Genomic DNA, 12,283 nt, shown 5'->3' with positions numbered 1-12,283 from the left:
CGCTCCCCCGCACGTCCCACGTTTCGCGACAGATATCGTAGAAGCAACCAGCCGGGCAACCCCTTCTGACACTGCAACGAACTGACACCAATAATAGGAGTACTCAACAAGAATATGGTGGTTTCATCGTGTGCATCCTGCACATCCTTGTTAAGAAATGAATTTCAACAAGGATGAACATGATTACCAGGATAAGCCCACCGACGCCGATCTCCGTTGACGCAGTTTGCAGAACTGCTCTTTTGTGGGTCGCTCCGGCAGGATTACCACGAATCATACCGATCACACGAATTCCAACAAGGACAAATCGGTCGCCGTACTGCAGCGCACACCGCTATCCCGTTCATCCCTCATCCTATTCTTCTGGTCCATCTTATGGTCAATCTCGGTGTTCATCGGTGTGCATCGGTGGTTCAGTCGCGCTCTCTGCGTCCCGGCGGCTCTGCGTGAGAAACGACATTCTCCCGGGACACCCCCCCTTGCCCCGCCAAAATCAGGTCGGGACACCCCCTGTGGGGCAGCCGCCCTCGGCTGCCATACCTGGTCGTCCAATTGGCCAAATGTCGCCATCGCGCTCTTGACTTGGCGGTCTTTTAGTGATATCATAATGATATCTTCATGATAGGAGGGACCGAAGATGGTTACCACTGAACGCGAGGTGGCTGTCGCAAGCGGGTGGACGGCCCTAGTCGTGTCTATTATCTCGGGACTGGTGCTGTTGGGGGCGCTCATTGCGGCGGTGCTTGGCAAGAACCCATTCGTCATAGTGACCCTGGCGCTCGCATTGGGGATTTGGAGTTTTATGCTGGGTGGGTTCTTCACGCTGCAGCCCAATGAAGCCGCCGTGCTGGTGCTGTTTGGCAAGTACAAAGGCTCTGCCCGCACGCAGGGTTTCAAGTGGGCGAATCCGTTCTACAAGAAGATTAAAGTCTCGCTTCGCTGGCGCAATTTTAATGGGGGCACCACCAAGGTCAACGACTTGCGCGGCAACCCGATCGACATCTCCGCCGTGGTGGTCTGGCGGGTCGAAGATTCCGCAAAGGCCGTCTTCGACGTGGACCACTACGACGAGTTCGTGTCGGTTCAGAGTGAAGCGGCGCTGCGGCACCTTGCGATGTCGTACCCCTACGATACCTTCGAGAATGACACGCTCTCCCTTCGCGGCAGTACCGAAGAGATCAGCGATGCGCTGAAACGGGAAGTGCAGGACCGCGTGAGCAAAGCAGGCGTAAGCATAGAAGAAGCCCGTTTGAATCACTTGGCCTATTCGCCCGAGATCGCCGGTGCTATGCTGCAACGCCAGCAAGCCGACGCCGTTGTGGCGGCGCGCTCGCGGATTGTGGAAGGCGCGGTGGGCATGGTCGAAATGGCCCTGGACAAGCTCGAAAGCTACGGCAAGATCCAACTCGACGAAGAGCGAAAAGCGTCGATGGTCAGCAACCTGCTCGTGGTGCTGTGCGCGCATCAGCCCGCCCAGCCCATCGTGAACACTGGCACGCTGTATAGCTGAGCGAAGGGGCGAGCACTGTGGCCGAGCGCAAATCACTGCTATTGCGATTGCCACCCGAGTTGGTTGATGAACTCAATCGGTGGGCCAAAGACGATCTCCGAAGTCTGAACGCCCAGGTGGAGTATGTGCTGCGAGAGGCCGTGCGCAAGCGACGGCGCGTGATGCCGGATGCGTTTGAAACCGAAGATACCGATTCGGGTGGAGACAGCGAGTAGCGGCAGGAACCCCAGCAGCGGTTTCGCGTGGAAGAACGGGAGGAAACCATGCCCGAAGTACTGTACGAAGAGCGTCAACGCGTGGAGAACTGGATATTCGCATTGCTGGTTGCCCTTGTTGTGGGCGGCCTGGGGTGGGCATACACCGTCGATGACGACTCATCTCCGTACGTGATAATCGCGGTTATGGTGTGCATGGTCGCTTTTCTAGCAAACTTGTGTACGCTGCGGACGGTCGTCAAGTCCGGCGAAGTCTACGTCCGCCTGGGCTGTCTCGTGCCGTGCTATTGGAGACGGCTTCCGATTGACACGATACGTTCTGCGCGTGCCGTGACCTACCGCCCGCTTCGCGACGCGGGTGGGTGGGGCGTTCGCTTCGGGAAGTTCGAGGGCAGATACACGTCATTCCTGAACATCCGCGGGAACCGGGGCGTGTGGATCGATACGGGAGCCCGGCCCCTCATTGTGGGTTCGGATGCCCCGGAAGCACTATGGCGCGCCATCGAAAAGGCGCGCCATAGCACAAAAGGAAAATAGTCTCAGTCGGGACTATTGAACGACGATCACAATCACATCCGCGCGGCGATTCATCTCACGGTGGTCCGTGCCGTAGGCAGGCTTCTCTTCGCCGTTGGTCGTAGCGCAAATTCGGTCCGCATTGATGCCGTTCTCGACAAGATAGCCCTTCACGGCGTCGGCACGGCGCTGACCCAGTTTTACGTTGTATTCGTTGGACGCGAGGTCGCAGCAGTTGCCCTCGATCTGGACCTTATCGGCTCCGTACTGCTTCAAATACGCCACAACTTCGCTCAGCGTCGCGGTGGCTTCGGGCTTAAGCTCGGACTTGTCTAGATCGAAGAAGACGGGATTAAACTTGGGCGCGACCCGAGGTTCAGGTGCGGGCGCCGGCGCGGGGATTTCCGCCTTGTCCACTTTGAGGTAGTTGCCGTAGGCAACCAAACGATTTGCCCAGTGCACGTTTTCAGGAGACTGCCATTCAGTCTTCTTGCACTTCTTCGCACAGCATTTGCTGCACGTTTTCTTCGCGCAGCACGACTTAGCCTCTTTGGCAATCGCCGGCGCAGTCGCCAGCATCGCCATCGTAATGGCCAGAGTTAGTATCTTACAGACGGCCTTCATACAAGGTCCTCCGGTTGGTCGAGCGCTTCCACATGCGTTCGCTTGGGCGAACGTCCCTGCAACATTAGCCGGGCAATACTATACAGGACATGACGCAACGGCGTCCAACTAATTTTCGCCGTGTCGTCAAGGAAACTCAGTTGATTTCCAGGTTCTCGAAAATCGGGCCAAAACTCGGCACGCCGCCGTACCTGCCCGACATATAGTGCTTCTGGAAGGCCTCCGTGCTCCGCGGGCGATCCTTTGGCTTGAAGTCGTAGAGCGAGAAGATCTCCGAAGCGCCCTTTTCGTTCTTTTCGACCAGCCAAATCTGATCGCGCCGGAACAGGGTCGGTTCCATGAGCGTGCTGTCGTGCGTGGCCAGTATGAGCTGAGCGCCGCGGCGGTTGGCCTCGGGGCTCTGGAACAGCTCCACGAGCTTGCGCGTCAACAGCGGGTGCATGTTGCTTTCGAGCTCGTCCACGATCATCACGACGCCGCGCGACAAAGCATCCAAGAACGGCCCCGCAAAGGCGAAGAACCGCTGCGTACCATTGGACTCGTCCTTCTCGAAATCGAACCGCTCCTCAATGTCCGTCCCGTGGACCTTGTGGATGGTGTGCACATTGAAACTTGAAGACACCATGTCGCGCACGGCCTTCTCAGACAGCAACGACTTCAATTTTTCGGGCAGGTCCTGCGGGCGGATGAAATCGTCGCCAACCGTGATGCGTTCGATGCCGAAGTCCGCCTGACGCACCAGTTCGATGACGCGCTCGCGAAAGATATGGTCGTGCTTAAAGCGTTCCGCAGTCTTGTGCATGAGCGCGACCGGCCGGTTCGACAGGTCGAACACCCAGAGCTTCTCACGAATCCACATGAACAAATCGCTGAGAAGCTTAATGTTAAGCTCCGCGCCGCGCGAAAGCGCCAGACCATTGTCGCGCGTGCGCTCGCGCAGGATCTTCTTTACCGACTTGAGGGGGCCGCGGAACGCCCACGAGGTCGCGCCTGTTTCCAGATTGCACTGGCGCTCAAGCCAGCGCTGCCGCCGCCCATCCGGGGGACACGCCACGAGCCACTCGTCGAATACGCGGTCCGTAGTGGCCGTGAATCCGTACTCGTACCGGACGCCCTTCACGAGCATGGTGATTTCGAAGAGCGAAGGTTGCGTCTTCGATTCCACCGCCAGACGAAACGGGATGATGTCCTCGATCTTGTCGCCTTGGTTCATACGTGTCGCGGAGTTGCGAATGAACCAGTCCATGAAGGATATCGCCTTGACCAGATTACTCTTGCCGGAGGCGTTGGGACCGTAAATGACGGCCCCTTTCAGAAGGTTGAACTTTTCGCAGGGGATCAAATTGCCGGGGCACGAGGAGTCTTTACTTGCCACCAAGCTGAAGACTTGCTCGCCCTTAAACGAGCGAAAGTTAGCTACGCGAAACTCAATAAGCATGCTTTCCCCACCGTGTTAGACGGCATTCCCAGCCGTCCTGAGCCTCAACTACGCCAGGACCGCATCTTGTTCACACCGGATTCGCTCATTAAGAAGCGATTCGTGTGATTTTTCTGCACAAACACGAGTCTAAACGAATTCTATAACCATGTCAATCCGGCATAATGCGTATAGCATGAAATTCGGAAGTCTTATAAAGAAATATTGAAATTCGAAGCTTCTTGACAATTTGCCGGTATAGGAGCACCATGGTCGAGTGTCTGTCTGAAGTATGGAACAGCACACATTCGTGCACGGTAAGAGGGGAGTAGTAGTCATGAGAAGCACCGGGGGATTTCGTGTCTTTTTGATGCTCGCTTTCGTCCTATTTTGCTGTCAAGTTCATGCCGCCAATGTGTTTTCGTTTACCAGCAGCCCGACAAGTTGGGTCGGCCAAGGCCAGTCACGCGTAATGACCGAAGCCGACGGTTTCGAATTCCACAGCGTCGCCCAATTCTGGGACGGTTTTTCGTGTTGGGTGAATAACTGGGACTCCGCCCCACCCGAGGACGAGACCGACTGGACTTTACTTCTGTTTCCGCCAACAGGCCAAACCCTTTCTGTGGGTATGTATTGGAATGCCGAGCGCTATCCTTCCGCGACAACCGCCGGGATGGACTTCTCAGGTGAAGGACGCGGGCACAACATGTCGGCTGGCTACTTTGAAATCCTTGAAATCGAATATGGTCCGGGCGGGGCACCCACAAAACTCGCCGTTGACTTCTATCAATACGGGGACGATATCGACAGCTATTGGCCCCAATTGGAGAACTGGGCCCGAGGGTCAATCCGCTACAATTCCGACATCCCTTTGAACGATGGTCCAGGCGTGCCTGCCCTGACGTTTCCTGGTGTCGCCCTGGTCCTAGCGCTCATGTCCTGTCTGGGTTGTCGCTACGTGCGGCTCGCGTCTACGCTCACATAGTGACCCAGCGCGGCAGACTAGTTGCGTGTCACAGCAAACCGATTCTCGTTTTTGAGACGGTTATCTTGTAAAGGCTTTCACACAAATTACTTAACCACGATGTGCGGCAGGCGTCGGTCCTGCCCACATCGTCTTCCCTCCCTTCCAAGAACCCTTCCACAGACCCGTTTACATGTCATGTCATTTATGCTAGGCTGTAATTGCATTTGGGAGCCAAAAGAGCGACAGATGGGCATCGTGCCGCTATTTGGGGCAAAACGGGCGCACCTGCGGGGAGGTGATTCGGGGACGGAAGCGCCAGACGCTCGGTAGTCTTTCCTGTTGAATGTCGAAAAGTATGAGAGCTTAGACACTCGGGAGAGGAATGTCATGACAAATTGTGCGAGAGTACGGTTTACGACACTTGTCGTCGTGCTGGCAATGCTCAGTCTTGTGGGGACGGGTATTGCGCAAGCACAAACCACTCGGGTCCTGCTGGTTGGGGACAGTTGGACGCAGGCGATGTGGAACTTCCAGAACCTTCGCGACACGTTCGCGGCCGCGGGATTCAGCAATGTTATCGAGAAGGGCGATGTAACGGCGATCGGGGGTACCACCGCTTCGTGGTGGGCGCAACCGGCGAATCTAGCCCTCATTACAAGCGAACTCAACAACAACCCATCTATCGATCTTATCCACCTAAGCATGGGAGGCAACGACTTCCTGGCAGGCCAATCGGCCGGAGGGTGGTATGCCTCCATGGGGGCCGCGGCAGAGAATGCGCTGTTCAATACGATTCAGAACAATATTGAGACAGTCATTCAGCATATTCTGAACATACGGCCAGACGCTCATATCGTGATCTGCAGTTATGACTACATCAATCTCTGGGATACGCTGAACATCCAGGCCAACCAGCTTGTGTGGGTCAACCTGGGTTCGCCCATTCCGCGGACGTTGAACGAGGCATTGATTCGGTTGGGTGAACGTCAACGGAGTCTGGCGATTGAATATGGCGCCGCCGTGACGTATGTGAACAACTGGGGCCAGATGCACCTCTATGAGGGCTACAATTCGGTATTTGCCCCCGCGCAGTATGCCGCGCCGTGGGGACATCCGAGTTACCCGTGGGAGAAGTCGTCCGTTGGCGGCAACAATGGCGACGATGCCATTCACCTTAATGATCACGGTTACGACATCGTTGCGTTGAACTGCTATGTGAACTTCTACCGGTATTTCATTGATCCTGCGGCAGGCAGTCTGCCTACCAGTATCGACGAGACGTTCCCCGCTATGCCTCCCGCGCACTACCAGACCTTGTTCTACGACGGGTTTGAGGGCGGTTTTGGGAACTGGATAACGAGCGGTGTGACATTGAAGGCGTTGAACACGTACTGGGGTGCCTATTCCCTGGAATTGGACAACAGCGATTACGCCATCCGTGCACAGAACACGTCCGGTTACGAGAACGTGAAGGTCTCCCTAGCCAACAAGACCAGCGGGTATGACATTTTCCCGCAGGACAGGAGTTACATCGAGTACACGACGAACTACGGCTCAAGCTGGAATACTCTGCAGACCTTCACGAGCAATGCCGATTGGGCGGCCCGCGAGTACCTGCTTCCTTCGACGTGCACGAACAATTCGTTGTTTGGCATTCGTTACCGCTCGGGCACGAACAGCAGCAGCGATGATGCGTGGATCGATGAAGTCACCATTCAGGCGACACCGATTCCCTACACGCTCTACACGTTGACGGCCCGCGCCAACGGTGCTGGTTCGGTATCGGTCAGCCCGGGCGCGTATTACGGCAACAACCAGTACATTTCCGGAACGAATGTCACGTTGACCGCCACCGCGGCCAATGGCTGGACGTTCACCGGATGGTCCGGCTCCATTTCCGGCACCACCAACCCCGTCGTGGTCACCATGAACGCGGCCAAGAACATTACCGCCACGTTTGTGGACTCTGCGGGCAAACCCGGATTGACGGCAGACCAGACCGATTGGGCCAAGTGGGTGAGCTGGAAGTACTACAGCGCAACGTGGCCAGTGGCCAGCGCCACGCAGAACCAGGCGATGTACGACCGGGCCGTCGAAGCCCAGAACATCTTCGAAACCTACCACATGCCGTATGGTCAAGCGGCCAACATCTGGTACACGGACTACACCCGTTCGACGATCGGCGAATACCATGCGATCGGCGACAGCGCAACGCTGACCGGCTACTACCTGGGCGGCCTTGCGAGCAAGTATGCCGTTACCAGCGACTCTGCGACTCTGACCCAGATCAACGAAGTGCTGGACACGCTGGATTGGATGACGGTCGCTACCGGACGCACCGGCTATCTGCCGCGATTCATCGGCTTGGCCAACGATCCCGCGTATCAGTCGTATTACCAGAACTACGGCAACGGCTACGGCACGTGCATCGCGCCGTGGCAGAACTACGTTTGGCTGGACTACAGCTCGCGTGACCCGTACATCGGCGTAGGCTACGGCCTTGCCAGCGTGTGGGCCAATGTGAGCGACTCGACGACCCGCGCCAAGTGTCAGATGGTCACCGAACGTATCCTCGACCGTCTGATTTCGGATAGTTGGAACATCGTCAGTCCGACCAACAAGATCACGAACTTCACGCCGGGCTTCATTGCGCTGTGGGCGCGCATGGGTATCTCCATGAACGATCCCAAGTACGGTTCACAGTACAACTACGGCACCTGGTTCTGGCTGTGGCACGACACCGGCGGCATGGAAATCCACGACAAGTGGTATGCCGACTATTTCGCCAACGTGCTTGGCACTTGTTCGCTCTACGCGGTCCGTAAGCTTGAAACCAACACGGACAAGATCAACGCGTTGAACAATTACTTGCTGCAGGCCGCAGAAACGGATGGTGGCGATCATCTCAACGCGCATATGGCGGCGTGCTATGTCGCCGGTACCGGCGATTACACGCGCAACGTGCCGCGAGGTGTGTTGCAGGCTGGTCTTATTGACCTGCCGTCCGGCGCAAACTGGATGGTTGCGGTCGATAACAGCAGCAACCCGGCCTACCCGCACAAGGACGCGGACAATTCGCTCTATGCGATTCTTCCGCACGACCGCGTGCACGGTGAATACGTGTGGCAGCAGTCGCCGTGCGATCTCGCAGGCGGCGCCAATGCGCCTATTGCGTACATGATGCTTGACAAGTTCGTGCCGTACTGGATGGGTCGCCAGTGCGGTGCCATCTCGGCTCCATGACCTCTCGGTAATCACACACTTACCGTGACCAGATGGAGGGGCGTACTCGGGGAGGGGCGCCCCTCCATCATTATTGAGCGCCGTCTCGATTGCAGCGGGCAATTCGTGGGCACATCTCCATTTCGATATGGCGTATTCTCCGTCGAGGCCGGATGCGCTATTCTTAACATACGTACCGGGACCGTGCCGGCACGTGGAGCGGTCGTGTAAACGAAATGGAGGGGCCGCGCACTGCGGCCTTGTAGCTCAGAACGGAGGGGACTATGGGGCGCTTCTCACGAAGGGAGTTCCTGGCCAGTACCGCGGGCCTAACACTGTGCGCAAGTCTAGCCTCCGCCAAACCATCGACGCGCCCGCTCAACGTTTTGTGGCTCACGTGCGAGGATATGTCGCCGCATCTCGGTTGCTACGGCGATTCGTATGCTCGCACGCCGAACCTCGACAAACTCGCGGGGGAAGGCGCGCGGTTCACGCAGGTATTTTCCGTGTCGGGCGTATGTGCCCCGAGCAGGTCTTGCTTGATAACCGGCATGTATCCGACAACCCTGGGCACCTGTCATATGCGGTGCAATCACAAGCCCCCGGAGCATGTCCGTTGCTTTTCTTCGTATCTGCGCAGCGCCGGTTATTACTGCACAAACAACGTCAAGACCGACTATCAGTTTCCGGTGCCTGAAGACGCTTGGGACGATTGCAGCACGAACGGCCACTGGAGGAATCGCAAACACCCGGATCAACCCTTCTTTGCGGTATTCAATTCCACGCTCACGCATGAATCGCAGATCGGGAATCTCGAGAGTATCCCGAAGGAGCTGATCGAGCGCTTGCCGGGAGGACTTCACGATCCTGCCGGTGCGGCGCTTCCGCCGTTTTATCCCGACACCGAAGTGATTCGTAAGCACTGGACCCACATGTATGACACACACTCGGCAATGGACGTGTGGGCGGGAGACTTGTTGAAGCAACTGGAAGAAGATGGCCTCGCGGACAACACCGTGGTGTTCTTCTTCGGCGACCACGGCGACGGCATCCCCCGCGCAAAGCGATGGATGTACGACGTGGGTCTGCGGGTACCGTTCATCGTCCGTTGGCCGGGAGTCACCGAACCGGGAAGCGTGTCCCACCGTCTTGTGAGCTTTCTCGATTTTGCGCCGACGGTGCTGTCGATTACTGGCGTGCCGATTCCCGAGCACATGCAAGGTCACGCGTTCTTGGGCGGGAGTGAGGCTGAGCCGCGCAATTACATATTCGCGGCGCGCGACCGCATGGATGAACGCTATGACATCATTCGGGCAACGCGAGATCTTCGGTTTAAGTATATTCGCAACTACGAACCCAGCCGCCCGTACGATCAGTACCTTTCGTACTGCGAGAGCTGGCCGATTATGCAGGACTTGCGCCGCGTGCAGGCGGCGGGAGGATTCAACGCAGCGCAGCAACTCTTTTTCCGACAGCGAAAACCGCTGGAGGAATTGTACGACGTTGAACGCGATCCATTTGAGTTGAACAACCTCGCTGAGTCGCCTGAACATCGTGATACCTTGCGCCAACTGCGGCAGGCGTTGGATGAGTGGCTGGATAAAGCGAATGATCTGGGCTTCGTGCCCGAAACCGAACTCGACAAATGGGTGCCGACCGCCAATCCACCCACGACAAGCCCGAAACATCCAACCTATGAGGTGCCCCAGAACGTCGAAGTTTCCATCTTTGGGACTCCGCTGGTCGAATGGGTGAAAAGCCTAAACGGAGATGCGCCACTACGACGCTATCGTGCGGCGGCAACGATCGCGTTGGCCGGAGATGCCGCGAATGCCCTCATGCTCGCGGCACTCAATGACCCGGAGATTTGTGTTGCCTATTGGGCCGCGATTGGTTTGGGAAATTCTGGGGCGGCAACCCCCGAAGTCCTGGAAGGACTGAACAATCTGCTTAAGCACGATTCATCGACATTACGGCTTGCGGCTGCACGATCACTGTACGCGCTCGGCAAATCTGAATCCGCGCTTCCTGTCGCGGTGGAGGCCATGCGAGGCACGGAACCCTATGTGCGTCTGGCCGCGGCGGAGCTTCTCGAACAAATGAATCCTCGACCTGAATCGGCGACCGAGGCGCTGAAGCTAGCTGTCGGCGATGGAAAGAACCGCAGTGACTATGCCGGTCGAATTGCGCGGCATGCATTGGGATTGCCGCCCCAGCACTGATTCTATCGGCGGCTACTGTCAGCCGGTCGAATTGGATACGTTGGACGGTTTGGATTGTTCTCCGCGCGCGGCAATGGCCAACGCTGTCAGGGCTACGAGGCAAATGGCGAAGACAATTGCATTGGGTGTGCGGGCCGTCCAGGTTTCCCACGGCCACGGAAAACGAAAGATCGCGTAGTTGAGCAAGAAATAGACCCACGCGCAGAAAAGCAGCGCGCTTGAAGCGAATCTGACTGAAGTCTGTCGTTCCCGGGAAAGAAACAGGAAGTAGAACATGAGGATGTGCGCCGCCGCAATCGGAATCACTACGTAGATGGCCAATCCGAGCGGCATTGAGATGACCTGTTCATCGTGCGCAAGGCCGTAAACTGTCTTGCCCGCGATAGGAAGCAATGTAACCGGGAAGACCGTGAGATACGGCCACCATCGGCCACCTGCTACGGCAACGATCGGGATGACACCCATAATCAAACCGAGATCGTAAAACGCTTCAATGCTCTTGAAGGGGATCACGACGTCGGCAAAAACGACCAGGCTGCAATGAATGAACAAGAGAGCCCATTCGATTGGCCACTCCATATACGATTCCCGCTCGTATTCCGCCGGCCGGATGCGCGCCCGATGTAGCCATGCGCCGAGCCCCAGTATGGCTCCCATCGTCAAACCAAAGGTGGTCTCCATACAGTTCCACCAATTGAGAATTTTCCACACGCCCTCGGTAAAGCTCTCCGCATTCCATGCGTGATAGGCCTGGACGCACTGCCCGAGTGGAAAGCCCAACGCGCCTCCCAGCAGACCCCAAAGACCCAACCGCCACGCAAGTCCGTCCTTTTTCAACATGCCGGCGTAGGCCATGACAAAAAGCATGGCAAACCAAATACCGCCCCATGCTTCATAGCGTGGTTTCGGATCGGCTTGATTGGGATACAACTCCCACGTTGCGGAAAAGTAGATTCTCGGCAACTGCCTGCTCGCAAGATCGTAGGGAGAATTCAGGAGCATGACGCCAACTTTGTAGGCGAGTAGCGCGCCCAACATCACGGCCAGCATTTCATGGGCGCGATACCGCTTGCCTCCGAGACCCATTCCGAGAAAGAGTCCGCAGAATCCAATCCACACGCTACCTTTGATGGCCAGTCCGAGCATGCCCCAGGCAAATGCGGACCAGTTGCCGATCATCTCTGGGTTCTGCGTCAGACCGATGGTCTGCCCATAGGTCTCGGTGCCGCCGAACCCCATCGCGATGGTACCCAAGGCAACCGCGCGCGCAGCAGTCAACGCGTTGGTATTCCGGCAGAGCGTCAACACAATCACGAGACATACGAGCACGCCCGCTATCATTGCGCCTGTCTCGTGTCCGTACTGGCCGCGAATACCCCAACCCATGCCGCCTGCCAGAGACGTGCAGATCACCGTCGGCCACCACGGAATTCCGCTGCTTCGGTTCGCATTGAGTTCTTCAGACATGTCACGCTCTCCCGCTTGCATTGCCTGGAGAGTATTCCTCGATTGGGTGAGATTTCAATGCTCGCCAACTCAGCCCTTGCCGCGTGTTACTCGTAAACCACGGTAAGCACCACGCCGCGCTCG

General features: G+C 57.0%; 9 protein-coding genes. 6 read left to right on the top strand and 3 right to left on the bottom strand.

Annotation, left to right across the window (positions count from 1 at the left end):
- Positions 1-637: 637 nt before the first annotated feature.
- From K1Y02_20900 to K1Y02_20890, 3 genes are read left to right on the top strand one after another with little or no spacing between them, the layout of a single operon-like run.
- Complete coding sequence (locus K1Y02_20900) at positions 638-1,510, top strand: SPFH domain-containing protein (GenBank protein MBX7258834.1); 873 nt, start codon at positions 638-640, stop codon at positions 1,508-1,510.
- Between the two features lie 17 nt (positions 1,511-1,527).
- Positions 1,528-1,725: an Arc family DNA binding domain-containing protein gene (locus K1Y02_20895; protein ID MBX7258833.1), complete on the top strand. Its 198-nt coding sequence runs from the start codon at positions 1,528-1,530 to the stop codon at positions 1,723-1,725.
- Positions 1,726-1,773: 48 nt separating this feature from the next.
- Positions 1,774-2,262 (top strand): hypothetical protein, encoded by a 489-nt coding sequence (locus tag K1Y02_20890; GenBank protein ID MBX7258832.1) that lies wholly within the window; start codon positions 1,774-1,776, stop codon positions 2,260-2,262.
- Between the two features lie 12 nt (positions 2,263-2,274).
- On the opposite strand, the gene K1Y02_20885 is transcribed toward K1Y02_20890, so the two are convergent.
- Complete coding sequence (locus K1Y02_20885) at positions 2,275-2,865, bottom strand: OmpA family protein (protein MBX7258831.1); 591 nt, start codon at positions 2,863-2,865, stop codon at positions 2,275-2,277.
- Between the two features lie 136 nt (positions 2,866-3,001).
- Positions 3,002-4,303: an ATP-binding protein gene (locus K1Y02_20880; protein ID MBX7258830.1), complete on the bottom strand. Its 1,302-nt coding sequence runs from the start codon at positions 4,301-4,303 to the stop codon at positions 3,002-3,004.
- A 316-nt stretch (positions 4,304-4,619) separates the two neighbouring features.
- Here K1Y02_20880 and K1Y02_20875 point away from each other — a divergent pair, with 316 nt between their 5' ends.
- The 3 genes from K1Y02_20875 to K1Y02_20865 all read left to right on the top strand — a co-directional run bounded on the left by K1Y02_20875 (position 4,620) and on the right by K1Y02_20865 (position 10,693).
- Complete coding sequence (locus K1Y02_20875) at positions 4,620-5,267, top strand: hypothetical protein (protein ID MBX7258829.1); 648 nt, start codon at positions 4,620-4,622, stop codon at positions 5,265-5,267.
- Positions 5,268-5,636: 369 nt separating this feature from the next.
- A complete protein-coding gene (locus tag K1Y02_20870; protein ID MBX7258828.1) occupies positions 5,637-8,492 on the top strand; it encodes an SGNH/GDSL hydrolase family protein in 2,856 nt (951 codons plus the stop codon).
- Between the two features lie 263 nt (positions 8,493-8,755).
- Positions 8,756-10,693 carry a sulfatase-like hydrolase/transferase gene (locus tag K1Y02_20865; protein MBX7258827.1) on the top strand — a complete coding sequence of 646 codons (1,938 nt, stop codon included), beginning with the start codon at positions 8,756-8,758 and terminating at the stop codon, positions 10,691-10,693.
- Between the two features lie 18 nt (positions 10,694-10,711).
- Here K1Y02_20865 and K1Y02_20860 read toward each other — a convergent pair whose 3' ends face one another.
- Positions 10,712-12,160, bottom strand: coding sequence for a hypothetical protein (locus tag K1Y02_20860; GenBank protein ID MBX7258826.1), 1,449 nt, complete (start codon positions 12,158-12,160; stop codon positions 10,712-10,714).
- Positions 12,161-12,283 lie beyond the last annotated feature (123 nt).

The sequence above is a fragment of the Candidatus Hydrogenedentota bacterium genome, from assembly GCA_019695095.1.
Classification (GTDB): domain Bacteria; phylum Hydrogenedentota; class Hydrogenedentia; order Hydrogenedentales; family SLHB01; genus JAIBAQ01.
This window is presented reverse-complemented; position numbering and strand designations above follow the sequence as displayed.

Coding starts and splice junctions, on each gene's coding strand:
- K1Y02_20900 (MBX7258834.1), top strand. CDS start 638: ATGGTTACCACTGAACGCGAGGTGGCTGTCGCAAGCGGGTGGACGGCC.
- K1Y02_20890 (MBX7258832.1), top strand. CDS start 1,774: ATGCCCGAAGTACTGTACGAAGAGCGTCAACGCGTGGAGAACTGGATA.
- K1Y02_20885 (MBX7258831.1), bottom strand. CDS start 2,865: ATGAAGGCCGTCTGTAAGATACTAACTCTGGCCATTACGATGGCGATG.
- K1Y02_20880 (MBX7258830.1), bottom strand. CDS start 4,303: ATGCTTATTGAGTTTCGCGTAGCTAACTTTCGCTCGTTTAAGGGCGAG.
- K1Y02_20875 (MBX7258829.1), top strand. CDS start 4,620: ATGAGAAGCACCGGGGGATTTCGTGTCTTTTTGATGCTCGCTTTCGTC.
- K1Y02_20870 (MBX7258828.1), top strand. CDS start 5,637: ATGACAAATTGTGCGAGAGTACGGTTTACGACACTTGTCGTCGTGCTG.
- K1Y02_20865 (MBX7258827.1), top strand. CDS start 8,756: ATGGGGCGCTTCTCACGAAGGGAGTTCCTGGCCAGTACCGCGGGCCTA.
- K1Y02_20860 (MBX7258826.1), bottom strand. CDS start 12,160: ATGTCTGAAGAACTCAATGCGAACCGAAGCAGCGGAATTCCGTGGTGG.